Genomic DNA, 16577 nt, shown 5'->3' with positions numbered 1-16577 from the left:
CCTGTCTGTGTGGACACGTTTGTAGGGGTTGAAGTTGGTGTGGTAATGAAGTATAGAAATTTTGTACCACATCAATTAATTTATTGATAAATCAGGGTAATAATGTAATTTTGAGCGTTTTATGAGCGTTGATACATCATATTCTTGAACTCATAAACAATATAGCCATGTTAAAAAATAGACTTTACTTAAAAAACATCCTGTTTTTCAGCGTTTTGGTTGCCATCGGCGGTTGTAGCCTGAGTTCAGAATCTCTGTCGCTCAAAGCGGCTTTTAGTCATCCTTCCGTGAAATCGTCGGCTACGAAATGTGAAGATGGGGAATTGGTTTGCTGCAAAAAAATCAATGAGCGCACCAGCAGAACCCGGCCTGTTATTTAACCTTTGAATTTTAAATTACGACGGTTCAGCCTCTTTTTTAGGGCTTTCGTTCGCCAGCAACCTCCGATTTGTTAATTATGGGTTTAAGTTTGTAATTAACTGAATGAATTTTTTGGCACTGCGATGAAAGTCTCCCTCAACGATAAACGATTGCTTTTCCTTGGCCCGATTGTTCTTTGGGCCGTTGCGACCGTTTTCTTTAATTTACCTACCCTCTGTAATGATACCTTCACGGCGGCCAAATTTCTCATTGCAGGACTGGCCTCGGTGTATTTTTCGTGGATTGTGGGGCGTTGGATGATTATTGGGGTGCGTCGCCGTAATCCGGGCCTTGAAAATGTTCGCCAACGGCTCATTGCGTTGGGGGTACTCAGTGTTCCTGTGGTGGTGGTGTTGGTGGCCCAACGGTTGATTCTCTTCGATTATTTTGTCTACAGCGATAAGCCCAAATTTGACTGGTTTTATCCCGAAACGCTCTTTATGGTCGGGCTGAATTTATTTTATCTGGCCATCATTTTTGCCGTTTATGAAAGCCGTTATTTTTTTCGTCAATGGTTAATCAGCAAACGTCAAACGGAAGAACTCAGTCGTGCCAACCTTGAAATGCAGTTGGATTCGTTGAAAAATCAGGTACAGCCGCATTTTTTATTCAATAGCCTCAATACGCTTCAGGCGTTGGTTAAATCCAACGAAAACAAAACGGCGGTGAGGTTCATTGGCGATTTGTCGCAGGTGTATCGGTATCTCTTACAAAGCAACGAGCAACAACTGATTTCTCTCGAAAAAGAACTAGAATTTACCCACGCCTATTTTGGGTTGTTGAAAACCCGGTTTGAAGACGGTATTGCCTTGGAAGTAAACGTAGACCCCGCGTACCGCCACGCCCAAATCCCGCCTCTGACGCTTCAATTGTTGGTCGAGAATGCCGTTAAACACAATATGGTATCTATTGCCAAACCATTGCATATCAAGATATTTACCAATAATTTGGGGGAACTTATTGTGCAAAATAACCTTCAGTGTAAGCCCAATAATGGAATGCCGTCGAGCAAAAAAGGGCTCATGAATATTGCCTCAAAATACGCCTTGCTCCGACAGCCCCATGTGCAGATTTATGAAAAAGAAGAGGTTTTTGAGGTGAGAGTGCCGCTCATCGGCGAATTGAGCGCCAATGAAAAAATGGTTAAAGCATAGTAGAGACCTTCGGGAACGGGAAAGTAAAAATCAAGGATTGATTTAAGACAATAGATGATGAAAGTAGTCATTATTGAAGATGAAGCGCTGGCTGCTCGGCAATTGAAAGCGATGGTGCAGGAATGCGATGAAAACATTGAGGTAATCACGATGCTCGACAGCGTAGAGTCGTCGATTCAATGGCTGCGCGAAAACGAGCGCCCTGATTTGTTGTTGATGGACATTGAATTATGCGACGGGCAAAGTTTTGAAATATTTAGTCAAGTGGAAGTGAAAAGCCCCGTTATCTTCACAACCGCCTACAATGAATACGCCATTCAGGCTTTTAAGGTCAACAGCATAGATTACCTACTTAAACCCATTGATGAAGAAGCCCTGAAACGGAGCCTGTATAAATTTCAAGAACTGAAGAAATTGTACGGAACAACGGCCGAAAATCATTTGGACGTCAATGAACTGGTGCATCTTATTAAGCAAACAAAAGTATCGCCTTCGGACTACCGGGAGCGTTTTTTGTTGAAACAGGGCTCAAGGCTGGTGCCTGTTTCGGTCGATGACATTGCCTATTTTTACAGTCAGGAACGATTGAGTTTTGTCAAGACTTGGGACGAACGCTCTTACGTGGTGGATTATACCCTTGACGAACTTGAATGCATTCTGAATCCGAAGCAGTTTTTTCGGGCCAATCGGCAGATTATTCTTTGTCCGAAATCCGTGGATAAAATCCATTTACACTTCAACAGTCGGCTCAAATTGGATTTACGGCCGAGCACTGAAGAAGAGGTGTTTATCAGCCGAGATAAAGCCGGAGAATTCCGAAATTGGATGGGGGAATAAGGCTTTTGGATTGTCATTGGTTTTTAGTACTTTTAATAGCCCATTCAGCACTTTTTGGCGTAGAGGATAAGGACTATTTTTGTCTTTTTGGAAAGAAAGAATGGTTTGAATTTCTGTGCCGCTTGTGTTACTTCTCAATCAACCTATTAACCTTAATTCGGATTCGTTATGGCAAGCCCGCTTTCGCCCGCTATTGAAAAATCATCTGACTATCAGCGCGTTTCATCGTCTGACTTTCTTTTAGGTATTCCTCCGTATTTGTACGCGGTTGTATTTTCATCCTTTTGCGTTATTGTAGGTCTTATTTGGGACATCTGTTGGCACCTTAGTATTGGTCGTGATGGCCTTTTTTCACCGCCTCACGTCATTATATACGTGGGTGCGATTGTCTCTGGGCTTTTTTCGGGCTATCAAGTGCTTTATACAACGTTCAAAGGTTCGGTGGTCGAGAAAGCACAAAGTGTAAAGGTTTGGGGCTTTTTTTACAGCTCGTTAGGGGCTTTATTCTGCATCTGGGGCGCGTTGATGATGCTCACCTCGGCTCCGTTTGATGATTGGTGGCATGGCACGTACGGGCTTGATGTGCAGATACTTTCTCCGCCGCATACCGTTTTGGCGTTGGGAATCATCGGTGTGCAGTTTGGAGCAATTGTGAGCGTTTTGGCCGTAAAAAATCAAACGACAGGCGCTCAAAATGCTGACTATACAAAACGACGTCTCCGCCGGCTAAACCTACTCTTTGCGTTGTCGGCGGGTTTTTTGGTTACGATGTGGTATACCCTGCTTTCGGAAGAAATAGGGAAGTGGGAAATGCACAATTCAAGTTTTTATAAAGTATCGGCGATGGCGTTTCCGTTGGTGCTGTTGGCTTTTGGAAGAGGAGCGGGCGGACGCTGGACCATCACTTCGGTAACGGGCGTTTATACAGCCCTGATGTGCCTTACGTTATGGATTATTCCTTTGTTTCCTGCCGAACCTAAGTTGGGGCCCATCTGGAATCACATTGACCATTATCAGGGATTTGCTTTTCCATTGTTATTGATTGTGCCCGCTTTGGCGATGGACTGGATTCTGAACCGTTATACTTACATCAACGATTGGGTGATGGCGGCCATCATGAGCGTGGTTTTTGTGGTAATAATGCTCGTTGTTCAATGGCCCTTTGGCTCATTTTTGCAGGAGTCGCCTTATGCCCGTAACTGGTTTTTTGGCAGTCATTATTATTATTTCGGCAATGATCCCGATTGGGAATACCGCTATAAATACGCGCCTTGGGTGCTACAAAATGCCACTGATTTCAGTATTGGAATCGCCTATGCGCTTGGGTTTGGCTACATTTCTTCCCGAATAGGATTGGCATGGGGCAAATGGATGCGTAAAATTCAACGATGAAAACACGCAAAATCACCTTGCAAATAAACTATTAATGTACCCGAAGAGGGCGAGGTAACTCCTACGCTCCCCTTTTTTATTCCTAAAATTCCTGACCATGCGTCTTCTGAAAGCCTATTCCTTTTTTGTTTTTTTTTCTTTTTGCCTTTTATATTCTATTGCCTCAGAGGCGCACGTTGGTAGCGCAGGTGTGCTGTTTCAGGGGCAAGCGGGTGCTTATCGCGTGTTGGTCAGCCTCCAACCACCCGATGTTATTCCTGGCACGGCGCAGGTGACGGTCTATGTGGAAAGTGGAAACGTAACCAGTGTATTGGCGCGACCCATTTATTTTCGTACGGGTGATAAAGGTGCTCCGTCTTCTGATGTCATCAGCCCAGTGCCAAATCAAACGGGACAATTTCAGGGAATCGTGTGGCTCATGGCGGGTGGAGCCTCTAGTGTGCAGATTACGCTAGATGGTGACGATGGGAAAAAGGAATTGATTGTTCCGATTGTGGCGGTTTCGACGGCCCAACGTGACATGCCAGCGGGTTTGGGCGTACTGTTGAGTATTTTGGGGTTGTTATTGGTCGTGATTTTAATTACCGCCATCGGCGCAAGTGCAAGCGATGGATTGCTTAGAAAAGGCGTGAGCCTTACCCCAAAACAGCGTCGTTCGCGCTGGGTTTCGATGGGGGTGGCAGCAGTGGCCTGTACCGGAATACTCTACATCGGCAGTAGTTGGTGGAATAGCTGGGCGGATGATTATAAAAGGTACATGTATAAGCCTATTTTGGGAAGCGCCAAGATTGTTAACCAAAACAATGAGCGCGTTTTTCAACTGACAGTAGATACCAATTCCATCAATAAAAGTTCACAACGCCGTACGGTGATGAGCTTTCTCATCCCTGACCACGGAAAACTGATGCATTTGTTTTTGGTGCGCCAAAATACGCTGGATGCCTTCGCACACCTTCACCCCGAACGCCGTGATACAACCACCTTTGAGGCGTATTTGCCCAAATTGCCCGCTGGAAGATACTTGGTTTATGCCGACGTAGTGCAGCGCTCTGGCTTTGCCGAAACCATTACGGATACCATTGATATTCCAGAAATATACGGTAATGCAGCATTGAAAACCGACCCCGAAGATACATACGTGGTGACCGACCCGCTCAACAATCCAAAGCAAATCCCCGTTGATGAAAATGTGGTTATTTGCGGAAAACCAGGCACCAAAACCAAACTAAAAGATGGCACCTCCATCGTGTGGGAGGGCAAACCAGAAGTTTCGTTTGAGGCAGGAAAACCTTACCAACTGGCTTTTGAAGTCTTCGGCCCCGACGGAAAACCAGCGGTATTGGAACCCTATCTGGGCATGAATGGCCACGCGGCCATTGTGCGCTCCGATGGCTCGGTCTACATTCATTTACATCCAGTAGGTACGTATTCGATGGCGGCGCAGCAAATCATGCAAAACCGCCTTGCCGATACCACCAAAATTTTTCGGTATACCACCGATGCCAAAGCGTTTCGTGATAGCATTGACCGCTACATTGCAGGCCTGAAACTGCTGGCCCCTGCTGAGCGTGACAGGCTGTTGATGGCAAGCATGAGCGGCATGAGTACGCACGATATGGAAGGAATGAAACACGAAAACCGAATTGTGTTCCCGTACGCGTTCCCGAAAGCGGGGCAGTACCGGATTTTTCTGCAAATCAAACGAAATGGTCAGGTGTTGACGGGGATTTTTGATGCTAACGTAAAAGAGGCTTCGATGTGAGTTTGGGGATTGTGCGGAACTAAGCCCTTTTAAATTTGATTCATTGAGTAGTGAAACGGAGAAAAGACTCCTCATGGAATATAATTCATACGAAGATGAAAATCGAACAAATTTATACTGGTTGTCTGGCGCAGGGGGCGTATTATATTGAAAGTGAAGGTGAAGTAGCGGTCATTGATCCTCTCCGCGAAGTAACGCCCTACATCGAACGCGCCTCCCGCGACGGGGCCAAAATCAAGTATGTTTTTGAAACCCACTTTCACGCCGATTTTGTGTCGGGGCACTTGGATTTATCCAAAAAAACGGGCGCTCCGATTGTCTATGGGCCCAATGCCAAAACGGGTTTTGAGGCGCACATTGCCAATGACGGAGAACTTTTTTTGGTAGGAAAAATCACCTTGAAAGCCATTCATACGCCGGGGCATACCTTAGAATCAACTTGTTACTTGTTATTGGATGAACAGGGACAAGAAAAAGCCCTTTTTAGTGGTGATACGCTCTTTATTGGCGATGTAGGGCGGCCCGATTTAGCCCAAAAATCAGACCTGACAATGGACGATTTGGCGGGTTTTTTGTATGATTCTCTCCGCAATAAAATCATGACTTTGCCCAACGAAGTCATCGTGTATCCCGCCCACGGAGCGGGCTCTGCCTGCGGCAAAAACATGAGTAAAGAAACTACTGACACGCTCGGTAACCAGAAAATGTTCAATTACGCCCTCCGTGCCGATATGACGAAGGCGGAGTTTATCAAGGAAGTGACCGCTGGTTTGGCGAAGCCGCCGCAGTACTTTCCGCAGAATGTTCAGATGAACAGAGAAGGCTATGAAAGCATGGATACCGTGATGAAACGCGCGGCGCAGGCCTTGTCGCCGTCGGCTTTTGAGGCCGCCGCCAACGAAACGGGTGCGGTGGTATTGGACACACGCGGCGCCCAGCTTTTCAGCAAAGGATTTATTCCTAATTCCATCAATATCGGTCTGGGCGGCCAATTTGCGCCGTGGGTAGGCGCGTTGATTCCCGACGTAAAGCAAGAATTATTGTTGGTCACTGAAAAAGGAAAAGCACAGGAATCCATTCTGCGTTTGGCACGGGTGGGCTACGATAATGTGATTGGCTTCTTGGAGGGCGGCTTTGACGCTTGGCGAGAAAGCGGCAATGAGGTGGATGAAATTAGCTCAATTTCGGCCGATGAATTGGCGAGTCGCCTTGAAAAAGATAAAAATTTGCCCATAATCGACGTTCGTAAACCTAGTGAGTTTGCTGCCGAGCACGTAGACGGTGCTAAAAATTTACCGTTGGATAATATCAATGATTTGATGGCTGAATTTCCCAAAAATGAAACGATGTATATCCACTGCGCAGGTGGCTATCGCTCCATGATGGCCGCTTCGATTCTCAAATCCAGAGGCTATGACAACCTTGTAGACATTGACGGCGGCTTTGCCGCTATTCAGAAGTTGGGCCGTATCACCACCACTGATTTTGTGTGCCCCTCGACCTTGAAAAAATCGGTGGATGAATAAAAATAATATTGAGCTACAAATAAATGGAAGGTGTACCCAAAGAACAGAAGTGGAACTTTGAATGGGCACTGTTTTTCGGGATTTGGGTGGGGGTGTTAATAGCACTTCCTGCTCTTTTTATGGGTATAATGAAATCTCGTGAGAAGAAAGAAATTGCTCATAATCAGAGTTTTGAAATAGCAACGATAGATGGTGTTGAAGAAAAATATCATACCAAAACGGGGACGATGTATTTGAGATTTCATTACCACTATCAACATAAAAATAGGCTATTCAGAGACAATGTTGATTATAAATACAAACGCTATTTTGTTGAATTTACAAGGGATAAAAGAGAACTGATAAAGCATAAAAAATTTCCCGTCATCCTTTCTTCAAAAGACCCATCAAAACACCAGATTTTGATTTTTTGGTCCGATTTTTCAAAATATAATCTGCCTTTTCCAGATTCATTGAAATGGAGTGAAAAGCTTTTTTATAACAGGTGAGGCTCTACTCTATGCTTCAACTATAATTACTTCAGGGTAAATACGCCTTTTATTTTACGGGATTCATTTGGCTTGGTACTGTCGGCCGGCAAATCAATGGTGATGATCCATGAATAATCAGTGGTTTTCTTTCCGGAGATACTGCCCGAACGAAGAGGAGAAGCATAGGGGCCAAAGAAACTGCTCGTTTGGCCCTTGATAGCCTTGACACTTTCTAATTCCTCCCGTGATGTATAGTTAAATTCTGAAAGAAAAGGATTCACTTCAAAGGCAATGAAAGGGGAGCCGCAGTCATTGCATTGACTCAAATCCATGAACTGATTTGTATAAACTGCTACGTGTCTATTGGCGCTTTCTTCAAAGCTGAACTGACTCAAGCTGGAATTGCTATAAGTAACTAATTTGATGGAGCGTTTATTCAACATTTCATACGATTCTTTGGGCCAAATATCCTTCTCTTTGCAACCTGCCACGATCAAAGCGGCTAATAAGACGAAAAATGACAATTTGAAGCCTTTGTTATTTGCAAAATTGTTCATGGCTTCGCTGTTTTATTCAATCAAAAATATAAAATAATCTCAAAATAGTTTATCTAAAATTTGCTTTGAATTTTTTATATTCTACATTTGTAGAATAAAGTATCAAAATGTAGAGTGTATGCAACTTTCTAAATCTGAAGAACAATTGATGGAGGTAATCTGGCAGCAGGGAACGGTCTTTATGAAAGACCTAATCGATGCCTCGCCCGACCCTAAACCTGCATCCACCACCGTGGCTACTTTGCTCAAGCGAATGCAGGAAAAAGGATTTGTCGGGTATACTATTTTTGGCAATTCGCGGCAGTATTATGCTTTGGTTTCTAAGGATGATTATTTTTCCAAACACGTTCGCGGCATTATCAAGAATTTCTTCGGGAATTCGGTGGCGCAATTTGCCTCCTTTTTTACAAATGCTGCCGACCTTTCCAAAGAAGAGTTGGAGGACTTGAAACGGGTGATTGATGAACAACTTAAACATAAAAAGCCATGAGCATTTATCTCTTCAAGTTTGCCGTCTGCTCGGCATTGTTACTGATACTGTATCATTGGGTATTGGAAAAAGAAAAAATGCCCTTTTTTAATCGCTTCTACCTGTTATTTGGCCTTTTATTTTCGGGATTGGTTCCGCTTATTACGTATGAAGTACCCGTTGAAACGCTGCCAGCGATTGTTGAAAATACGCAAACACTATCGCCCATCAACCTTTCTGAATCATTTACTCCCAACAACCCTGTTTCAGTCTCAGCGGTCACGGATACACTGTCTTGGTCGATGTATATGTGGGTCATATACAGCCTAATTACCCTTGTATTTTTAATTCGTTTCAGTAAAAATCTGTATTCTTTTTGGCAAATGATTCGTACCAATCCAGTCGTGGAAAATTGTGCAATGAACTTGGTATTAATACCGCAGAATAATACCCCTTACAGTTTTGGCAAGTATGTTTTTGTTAGTCGTCAAGCATTTGAACAGGACGATATAGAACCTGAAATTTTGCAGCATGAGCAGGCGCACATCCGTCAGCGTCATACGTTGGATGTGTTGTTTATCGAACTTGTTCTGGCATTTTGCTGGTGGAATCCTTCCGTGTGGCTATATCGCAGGGCTATCAGGCTTAATCACGAATTTTTGGCCGATGATTGGGTGATCAAAACCCACCAAAATCCGCCTGCGTATCAGTATTTATTGCTGCATAAAATAAGTCGGCATAGTGGTATGACATTGGCCAGCTCTTTCAATTATCTCCTCACCAAAAAACGGTTTAAAATGATGAATAAATTCACTTCAAGGAAGCGTGCATACTTGCTTCAAACGATAGCTTTATGCGTTTTTTCAGCGTTGGTCTTTGTCTTTAGCGACATCAGTTTAGCGCAAAATGCGCCTAAAGTTGTTCCCCAATCAACGACTGAGGCTGATTTTGTTAAAGATGGGGTTTCGCAGGCTATGGTGGAAGAGTATGAGAAAATTGTGGACAAATATTTAATAAGAGGGGGAAAAGACGGGAAAGAAATTTATCGTTTAGATAGGCCGTCTGAACCGGACCGAGCACGTTTGGAGGTAATTTTTAGAGCGATGAGTAAAGAGCAACAGCTAAAACAGAATTGGGCAATGAATCCGCCTTTAAGCCCTTTACCTCGTATTACTCCTACCGAAAAAGAATTCGAAGCTTACAAAAATGCAAAGGTTTATGGGGTATGGATTGACGAAAAAAAAGTCCCTAATACAGTATTGAATAAATACAAAGCGTCAGATTTTTCTCAGGTATTTCTAAGTAAATTGTACAAAAATGCCCAAGCGACTATTGGTTTTAAGTACAAATTTCAACTTGATTTAATGACGAACGATTACTACGAAAAGTATCGTGATGAGCGATTAGCTGATAAAAGATACTGGTTAGGTTCTAATAGGGAGAAATTCCGCCTAGAGAATCAAAAAAAGTAGATGAGCTATAAAATAAGCGGCCCGAAAATGATGATTTTCGGGCCGCTTACATTTTTACAACACTACGTTGACGATGCGTTTGGGGACTACTACCACTTTTTTTGGTTCTTTGCCTTCAAGCTATCGCTGAACGGGGTAGATAGGCATTATTTTGTCGGAAATTTCAGTTTACCTTTTTCTTTCAATTCACGAATGGCCTTTCGGCTATCAGCTATTTTTTCAGGAAATACTTCCCTGTCCTTAAATTGATTCAAGTCAAGGGCTTCAAAATGAGCTTCAACCGTTGTTTTTTTTATCTTCAGCATTTTGATTGGGAATAAGCTAAGCTAAGTTAATGAACTATTTCTTAATGGCAAAGAAGCGCGAATACTTTTTATCGGGGATGAATAACTCCAACTCACCAACTTCATCATTTAGACCATAAATAATTACAAAGTCGGCAAGTTCTGCCATATATTTAGTGATAAGCATTTGATATAAACGGGTACGTCCTTTTGTGCTTCCGGAAACTTCAAGGATGGCATTGGGATGGTGAGAAAAAAACAACGGAACAGTGTGGGTAATGGTTGCTAATACCTTTTCCATATCGCCATTATCAGTAACAACTTTATCGTCTACCTCTTTTGTCAGCAGATTGTAGTCACCAAATCCCAAATTATAAATAGGCCTGTCATTACTTAATTCTCCTGTATTTTGATACGCTATGATTTTTATGATCTGCCCCTGTTTTCCTTCGCTGATAAATGCAAAATGTGTATGTTCTTGAGAGGTGTCCTTGAGAGGGTAAACGTCTAAATTCATCGTTTGCCATTTATGAAATTCTATACAAAGCCGCCCGAAAATCATCATTTTCGGGCGGCTTTAGGTTTACAGTACTACGTTCACAATGCGTTTGGGGACTACTACCACTTTTTTTGGTTCTTTGCCTTCCAGCCATTTCTGAACCGTTTCGTTGGCCAATACGCCCTGCTCAATATCTTCCTTCGACATATCAATCGGGAATGGAATGTTCGCGCGTACTTTGCCGTTGATCTGAATCGGATATTCAAATGCGCTTTCTTCTAGGTATTTAGGATTGAAAACGGGGAATGACGCCGACGAAATAGTACCTGCTTCATTGCCCAACGCTACCCACAACTCTTCCGTAATGTGCGGGGCATACGGCGCTAACAAAATAAGCATGTCCTGCAAAATGGCCTTTTTGTGGCATTTCAAGTCGCTCAAATCATTGACTGCTATCATAAACGTAGACACAACGGTATTGAACGAAAGCCGCTCGATGTCCTCTTCCACGCGTTTGATGGTGCGGTGCAGTACTTTCAATTCCTCGGCGGTCGGCTCGGCATCGGTCCATTTTTGTTTGCCGCTTTGGTCTTCATAAAACAACCGCCAGAATTTACGCAGGAAGTTGAACGTACCGCTGATGCCGTTCATGTTCCAGGGTTTGGCATCGGTCAATGGCCCTAAAAACATTTCGTACATACGCAGCGTATCGGCCCCGTATTTTTCAACGATATTATCGGGATTAACAACGTTGAACTTCGATTTTGACATTTTTTCCACTTCCCAGCCGCAGACGTATTTTCCATCTTCCAAAATGAATTCAGCATTGATGAAATCTTCACGCCAGTTTTTGAAAGCGGCTACATCAAGAACGTCATTATCAACAATGTTTACATCGACGTGTAATTTGGTGGTTTCGTATTGGTCTTTTAAACCGTGAGAAACAAAAACGGGGTGTCCGCTTTCACTTGATTTCAAACGATACACAAAGTTGCTTCGTCCCTGAATCATGCCCTGATTCAACAACTTTGCGGCAAATTCTTCCTGCGGTACGACACCCAAATCTTTCAGGAATTTATTCCAAAAACGGCTGTATAGCAAGTGGCCCGTGGCGTGCTCAGAGCCGCCCAAGTAGAAGTCAACGCGCTGCCAATAGTCGATGGCTTCTTTGGAGGCAAAAGCGCCGTTGTTTTGCGGGTCCATGTAGCGGTACCAATACCACGAGGAGCCAGCCCAGCCGGGCATGGTGCTCAATTCGTATTCATATTCATTTTTATATTTCCAACCTTCGGCGCGGCCCAGTGGTGGCTCGCCCGTTTCGGTGGGGAGATATTTATCGATTTTTGGCAATTCTAAAGGCAATTCACTTTCATCAATCAGATAAGGAACATCATCTTTAAAATAAACGGGGACGGGCTCACCCCAGTAGCGCTGACGGCTGAAAACGGCATTGCGGAGGCGATACTGTATTTTCCCTTTGCCCAATTTGCGCTCTTCCAACCAGCCAATCAACGTATCGGTGGCCTCTTTGTAGGTCATGCCGTTGATGATGCCCGAGTTGATGTAAGTCCCTTCTTTGGTGTTATCGGCTTGTTGGTCAATGTCTTTCTGGCTGTCCAAAATGGGGACAATCGGCAACCCAAAGTTTGTGGCAAAGTTCCAGTCGCGCTGGTCGCCCGAAGGTACGCCCATGACGGCCCCCGTTCCGTAGCCGGCCAACACGTAATCGGCCAAGAAAATAGGTACTTTTTCTTCACTCAGCGGATTGATGCAATAGCTGCCCGTAAACACGCCCGTTACTTTCTTTTCGGCCATGCGGTCTACCTCGCTGCGGCTCGCGGCCCATTTGATGTAGGTTTCGACGGCCTCCTTTTGCTCAGGAGTGGTCAATTCCAACGCCCATTCGTGCTCGGGAGCCAACACCATGAAGCTAACGCCGTAGATGGTGTCAACGCGGGTGGTGAATACCTCGATGTTAAGGCCCTCTTTATTTTCGCTGGCTACTTTAAACTTCACACTTGCCCCTACGCTTTTTCCAATCCAGTTGCGTTGTTGCTCTTTCAAGGGTTCGGGCCAGTCGATGGTGTCTAAGCCAGTCAACAGACGGTCGGCGTAGGCGGTGATGCGCATGGCCCACTGTTTCATCAATTTGCGCTCTACGGGAAAGCCTCCGCGCTCCGAAACACCGTCTTTTACTTCGTCGTTGGATAATACCGTTCCTAAGCCCGGGCACCAGTTGACGTACGATTCTTCGGGGAATGTAAAGCGGTATTTCAACAACAATATTTGTTGCTCTTTTTCGCTCATGGCGTTCCAGTCTTCGGCGGTAAAGTCAGGAGTTTCTTCGTCACAAACAGCATTGACGGCGGCAGAGCCTCCTTTTTCAAACTGCGCAACCAAGTGATTGATGGGCAGGGCTTTGTCGGCGTCTTTGTCGTAATAATGGTTGAACAGTTGCATGAAAATCCACTGTGTCCATTTGTAATAATTGGGGTCAGACGTGCGGACTTCGCGGCTCCAGTCGTAGCTGAAACCGATGTTTTTCATTTGACTGATAAACGTACTGATGTTTTGCTCGGTCGTGATGGCGGGATGTTGGCCCGTTTGGATGGCATACTGCTCGGCAGGAAGGCCGAAGCTATCGAAGCCCATTGGGTGCAGCACGTTAAAGCCTTTGAGTCTTTTATAACGCGAAATAATGTCAGAAGCAATGTAGCCCAGCGGGTGCCCTACGTGCAGTCCTGCTCCCGAAGGATAAGGAAACATGTCGAGGACGTAGTACTTGGGCTTATTGTGGTCAATATCAGTTTTGTAGGTTTGGTTGTCTTCCCAAAACTGCTGCCATTTTTTTTCAATTTCGCGGTGATTGTATTCCATGATTAGTTGTAAAAATTCAATAATGTCACCCTGAAAGGGTCTATTTAGGGCGCAAAATTACGGCTTTTCAGTGACTTTTGGGTTTTGGGGCTGAAATTGTTATTTTTGAATAAAAAACGGTCAGAGATTATGGTCGCATTGGATGAATACGTACTCAGGCTTCCCGACGAAATTCGGTGGGATGATGCCACGTTTTTGGCGTTTTGCCGCATGAACGATGAACTGAATATTGAGCGCGATGCCGACGGGAACATTATCATTATGTCACCAACCAATACACTTTCAGGTTTTTACGAGAATAAGCTGCTTATTCTTGTTGGTAATTGGGCTATTCAATCCAATTTGGGCTACACGTTCAGTTCGTCGACGGGATTCACGTTTGCTGACGGTTCTATGCGGGCCCCTGATGCTTCTTTTATTCTGAAAGACCGTTTTGACGCGTTGCCTGAAAGTGAAAAAAATCAATTTGCGCACATCGCCCCCGATTTTGTAGCCGAACTTCGCTCCAAAACCGACAGTCTCCAGAAGCTACAACTCAAAATGAACGCCTACATACAAAACGGCGTACGACTGGGTTGGCTCATTGATTTGGCGGGCCAAGAAGTGTGGATATATCGCCAAAACGGAACGGTAGAGCGAGTGCCGTTTGCCGCGGGAAAGGTATCAGGAGAAGAGGTACTCCCGGGTTTTGAATTGGAATTAAGTGTTTTTGAGTGATAGCAATGTTTTTCTATAAACATTTTCCGACGATACCAGTGTGGGTGTTATTCCCCTAATATTTCTTACGTAATTAAAACTTATACTTCTACCTGTTTGGTGATAACACCAAACAGGGCAGTAAATACCCCTAATGATGCCCAATCACCGATTTTGGCCAAGTTTTAAAGAGATTTTGCGGTAATTTCCCGTACTTCGCATTTCTAACAAAGTTGTGAAATGATTATCGGAATTATTCCCGCTCGCTACGCTTCGACGCGTTTTCCGGGCAAACCCCTCATTGATATTCAAGGCAAAAGCATGATTCAGCGTGTGTATGAGCAGGCGTCGCAGGCCAAATGCCTGTCGGAAGTGATTGTCGCTACCGACGATGAGCGCATTCTCAATCATGTTCAATCCTTCGGCGGCAAGGCTGTCATGACCCATCCCGACCACCCCAGCGGCACCGATCGGTGTTGGGAGGCATATTGTTTAGGAGTCAGAAATCAAGAGGTAGATGTCAAGAGTAGCGATATTACTTCTTACTCCTATATTATAAACATTCAAGGCGACGAACCCTTCGTGGCACCTGAGCAGATTGATGAGCTCGGCGCGGTTTTGGACGGGAGTGTTGAGTTGGCTTCGCAGATGATTCCCGTGAGTGACCATGAGGTACTGTTTGATGTGGGCGAAGCCAAAGTGATTGTAAATCAGGATTTTGAGGCCATTTATTTCAGTCGTCAGGTATTGCCATTTCTGAAAGGAGTTGACCCTAAAGAATGGCATCAGCACCACACTTATTATCGTCAGGTGGGAATGTACGCTTACCGGTCCGATATTTTAGAGAAAATTACAAAATTGCCCGTTTCTAGTTTAGAAAAAGCCGAATCCTTGGAGCAATTGCGCTGGATTCAAAACGGTTATAAAATCAAAATGGGGCTTACGTCCTACGAAAGTCATTGCATCGACACGCCCGAAGATGTAGAAAAAGTGCTGCGATTGATGGCTCAATAGTAACAATCCCCTACTAAAATCGGCGACCGAAAACCATAAATCAACAACCCATGACACCCCCACCCAATACCTCTACGTTTGGCCTTTCTCCTGGTACATTGGTGTATGTGGGGCCAGAAGTGGCAAAAGATACCACCCTTAAAATCGTTAAATACAACGAGCAATACCACGAGCAACACACCATAAAACAAATCAAAGATTGCCAGATTTCGGGCGATAAACCCTACATCAGTTGGCTGGACGTGGATGGGATTCACGAGTCGGGCGTCATTGAGGCCGTGGGGCAGTTGCACAATATTCATCCGCTTTTGTTGGAAGACATCATGAATACCCGGCAAAAGCCCAAGATTGAATTTTTCAACGAAACCTACGTGTTTGTGTCCCTCAAAATGCTTTATTGGCACGATGAGATGGGAGAAATCGAAGCGGAGCACGTAAGTTTTTTGTTGGGTAGCAATTACCTGATTTCGTTTCAGGAAAAACGTACGGGCGATATTTTTGGTCCTGTTTTGGACAGAATCAAAGCCTCAGTTGGAAAAACGCGTCGAAATGGGGCGGATTATCTGCTGTTTTCATTGATTGATTTGATTGTGGACAATTATCTCGAAATTCTGGAAAGAATGAGCGAGGAGTTGGAGGAACTGGAAGGGTTGATTTTGGCGGGAAAACACAAAGACCCCATCAGTGAACTTTATAACCTGAAACGCCAGCTTACCCTCATGCGAAAGTACGTATTGCCGCTGCGCGATATGCTGAGTCAGGGCCTGCGTGAAAATTCCAAACTCATCGGCAAAAGTACGTTCCCGTATTTTCGCGACGTACACGACCACGTCATCAATGCCATTGAAACCATTGACTCCAACCGTGAATTGTTGACGGGATTGATTGATATTCATTATTCTACGCTCAGCTCACGCATGAATACCGTCATGAAAACCCTCACTATTTATTCGGCGGTCTTCATGCCCCTCACGTTTATCGTGGGAATCTACGGCATGAACTTCGACAATATGCCAGAATTGCGTCAGCCCAACGGGTATTTTTATACCCTAGCAGGTATGGCGGTGTTGGCGGGGGGACTGTTGATTTATTTTAGGCGGCGAGGTTGGATGTAACGGATTAATAGAATTAAAATATCTTGGGATTAA

Annotated in this window: 16 protein-coding genes; 12 read left to right on the top strand and 4 right to left on the bottom strand. The window is 44.5% G+C overall.

The window, feature by feature from the left end; genetic code table 11:
• The first annotated feature begins 167 nt into the window (after positions 1-167).
• The 7 genes from DR864_RS07465 (at position 168) to DR864_RS07435 (ending at position 7579) form a co-directional block, all read left to right on the top strand.
• The gene (locus tag DR864_RS07465; RefSeq protein WP_114066365.1) at positions 168-380 is read left to right on the top strand and encodes a hypothetical protein; all 213 of its coding nucleotides are present in this window, start codon (positions 168-170) and stop codon (positions 378-380) included.
• A gap of 123 nt (positions 381-503) precedes the next feature.
• The gene (locus DR864_RS07460; protein WP_114066364.1) at positions 504-1574 is read left to right on the top strand and encodes a sensor histidine kinase; all 1071 of its coding nucleotides are present in this window, start codon (positions 504-506) and stop codon (positions 1572-1574) included.
• A gap of 57 nt (positions 1575-1631) precedes the next feature.
• A complete protein-coding gene (locus tag DR864_RS07455) occupies positions 1632-2411 on the top strand; it encodes a LytR/AlgR family response regulator transcription factor (protein ID WP_114066363.1) in 780 nt (259 codons plus the stop codon).
• A gap of 168 nt (positions 2412-2579) precedes the next feature.
• Positions 2580-3803 (top strand): hypothetical protein, encoded by a 1224-nt coding sequence (locus tag DR864_RS07450; RefSeq protein WP_205319219.1) that lies wholly within the window; start codon positions 2580-2582, stop codon positions 3801-3803.
• 97 nt (positions 3804-3900) lie between these two features.
• The gene (locus DR864_RS07445; protein WP_114066362.1) at positions 3901-5565 is read left to right on the top strand and encodes a DUF8832 domain-containing protein; all 1665 of its coding nucleotides are present in this window, start codon (positions 3901-3903) and stop codon (positions 5563-5565) included.
• Between the two features lie 95 nt (positions 5566-5660).
• Complete coding sequence (locus tag DR864_RS07440; protein WP_114066361.1) at positions 5661-7091, top strand: MBL fold metallo-hydrolase; 1431 nt, start codon at positions 5661-5663, stop codon at positions 7089-7091.
• 23 nt (positions 7092-7114) lie between these two features.
• Positions 7115-7579, top strand: coding sequence for a hypothetical protein (locus DR864_RS07435; RefSeq protein WP_114066360.1), 465 nt, complete (start codon positions 7115-7117; stop codon positions 7577-7579).
• Between the two features lie 26 nt (positions 7580-7605).
• Here the strand turns inward: DR864_RS07435 and DR864_RS07430 are convergent, their stop codons facing one another.
• Positions 7606-8118: a hypothetical protein gene (locus tag DR864_RS07430; protein ID WP_114066359.1), complete on the bottom strand. Its 513-nt coding sequence runs from the start codon at positions 8116-8118 to the stop codon at positions 7606-7608.
• 118 nt (positions 8119-8236) lie between these two features.
• Here DR864_RS07430 and DR864_RS07425 point away from each other — a divergent pair, with 118 nt between their 5' ends.
• The gene (locus DR864_RS07425) at positions 8237-8608 is read left to right on the top strand and encodes a BlaI/MecI/CopY family transcriptional regulator (protein WP_114066358.1); all 372 of its coding nucleotides are present in this window, start codon (positions 8237-8239) and stop codon (positions 8606-8608) included.
• Positions 8609-8670: 62 nt separating this feature from the next.
• Positions 8671-10059 carry a M56 family metallopeptidase gene (locus tag DR864_RS07420; protein ID WP_162793627.1) on the top strand — a complete coding sequence of 463 codons (1389 nt, stop codon included), beginning with the start codon at positions 8671-8673 and terminating at the stop codon, positions 10057-10059.
• 146 nt (positions 10060-10205) lie between these two features.
• Here the strand turns inward: DR864_RS07420 and DR864_RS29790 are convergent, their stop codons facing one another.
• The 3 genes from DR864_RS29790 to leuS are packed head-to-tail and all read right to left on the bottom strand — an operon-like array spanning position 10206 to position 13719.
• Positions 10206-10364 carry a hypothetical protein gene (locus DR864_RS29790; protein WP_162793626.1) on the bottom strand — a complete coding sequence of 53 codons (159 nt, stop codon included), beginning with the start codon at positions 10362-10364 and terminating at the stop codon, positions 10206-10208.
• Between the two features lie 34 nt (positions 10365-10398).
• Entirely contained in the window at positions 10399-10908 is a 510-nt protein-coding gene (locus DR864_RS07415) for a DUF6934 family protein (protein ID WP_114066356.1), read from the bottom strand.
• Positions 10909-10926: 18 nt separating this feature from the next.
• Positions 10927-13719 (bottom strand): leucine--tRNA ligase, encoded by a 2793-nt coding sequence (leuS, locus tag DR864_RS07410; protein ID WP_114066355.1) that lies wholly within the window; start codon positions 13717-13719, stop codon positions 10927-10929.
• A gap of 129 nt (positions 13720-13848) precedes the next feature.
• Between leuS and DR864_RS07405 the strand changes: the two genes are divergently transcribed.
• The 3 genes from DR864_RS07405 (at position 13849) to corA (ending at position 16544) form a co-directional block, all read left to right on the top strand.
• On the top strand, positions 13849-14436 hold the full coding sequence (locus DR864_RS07405) for a Uma2 family endonuclease (RefSeq protein ID WP_114070194.1): 588 nt from the start codon (positions 13849-13851) through the stop codon (positions 14434-14436).
• A 219-nt stretch (positions 14437-14655) separates the two neighbouring features.
• Positions 14656-15429, top strand: coding sequence for a 3-deoxy-manno-octulosonate cytidylyltransferase (gene kdsB, locus DR864_RS07400; RefSeq protein WP_114066354.1), 774 nt, complete (start codon positions 14656-14658; stop codon positions 15427-15429).
• Between the two features lie 50 nt (positions 15430-15479).
• Entirely contained in the window at positions 15480-16544 is a 1065-nt protein-coding gene (gene corA / locus DR864_RS07395; protein ID WP_114066353.1) for a magnesium/cobalt transporter CorA, read from the top strand.
• Positions 16545-16577: the final 33 nt, after the last annotated feature.

The sequence above is a fragment of the Runella rosea genome (genome assembly GCF_003325355.1).
GTDB classification, from domain to species: domain Bacteria; phylum Bacteroidota; class Bacteroidia; order Cytophagales; family Spirosomataceae; genus Runella; species Runella rosea.
The sequence above is the reverse complement of the archived record's forward strand: the minus strand, read 5'-3'. Positions and strand labels throughout refer to the sequence as shown.

What these genes read in the sequence shown, in the direction of transcription:
- DR864_RS07465 (WP_114066365.1), top strand. Translation starts at nt 168, where the DNA reads ATGTTAAAAAATAGACTTTACTTAAAAAACATCCTGTTTTTCAGCGTT.
- DR864_RS07460 (WP_114066364.1), top strand. Translation starts at nt 504, where the DNA reads ATGAAAGTCTCCCTCAACGATAAACGATTGCTTTTCCTTGGCCCGATT.
- DR864_RS07455 (WP_114066363.1), top strand. Translation starts at nt 1,632, where the DNA reads ATGAAAGTAGTCATTATTGAAGATGAAGCGCTGGCTGCTCGGCAATTG.
- DR864_RS07450 (WP_205319219.1), top strand. Translation starts at nt 2,580, where the DNA reads ATGGCAAGCCCGCTTTCGCCCGCTATTGAAAAATCATCTGACTATCAG.
- DR864_RS07445 (WP_114066362.1), top strand. Translation starts at nt 3,901, where the DNA reads ATGCGTCTTCTGAAAGCCTATTCCTTTTTTGTTTTTTTTTCTTTTTGC.
- DR864_RS07440 (WP_114066361.1), top strand. Translation starts at nt 5,661, where the DNA reads ATGAAAATCGAACAAATTTATACTGGTTGTCTGGCGCAGGGGGCGTAT.
- DR864_RS07435 (WP_114066360.1), top strand. Translation starts at nt 7,115, where the DNA reads ATGGAAGGTGTACCCAAAGAACAGAAGTGGAACTTTGAATGGGCACTG.
- DR864_RS07430 (WP_114066359.1), bottom strand. Translation starts at nt 8,118, where the DNA reads ATGAACAATTTTGCAAATAACAAAGGCTTCAAATTGTCATTTTTCGTC.
- DR864_RS07425 (WP_114066358.1), top strand. Translation starts at nt 8,237, where the DNA reads ATGCAACTTTCTAAATCTGAAGAACAATTGATGGAGGTAATCTGGCAG.
- DR864_RS29790 (WP_162793626.1), bottom strand. Translation starts at nt 10,364, where the DNA reads ATGCTGAAGATAAAAAAAACAACGGTTGAAGCTCATTTTGAAGCCCTT.
- DR864_RS07415 (WP_114066356.1), bottom strand. Translation starts at nt 10,908, where the DNA reads ATGATGATTTTCGGGCGGCTTTGTATAGAATTTCATAAATGGCAAACG.
- leuS (WP_114066355.1), bottom strand. Translation starts at nt 13,719, where the DNA reads ATGGAATACAATCACCGCGAAATTGAAAAAAAATGGCAGCAGTTTTGG.
- DR864_RS07405 (WP_114070194.1), top strand. Translation starts at nt 13,849, where the DNA reads ATGGTCGCATTGGATGAATACGTACTCAGGCTTCCCGACGAAATTCGG.
- kdsB (WP_114066354.1), top strand. Translation starts at nt 14,656, where the DNA reads ATGATTATCGGAATTATTCCCGCTCGCTACGCTTCGACGCGTTTTCCG.
- corA (WP_114066353.1), top strand. Translation starts at nt 15,480, where the DNA reads ATGACACCCCCACCCAATACCTCTACGTTTGGCCTTTCTCCTGGTACA.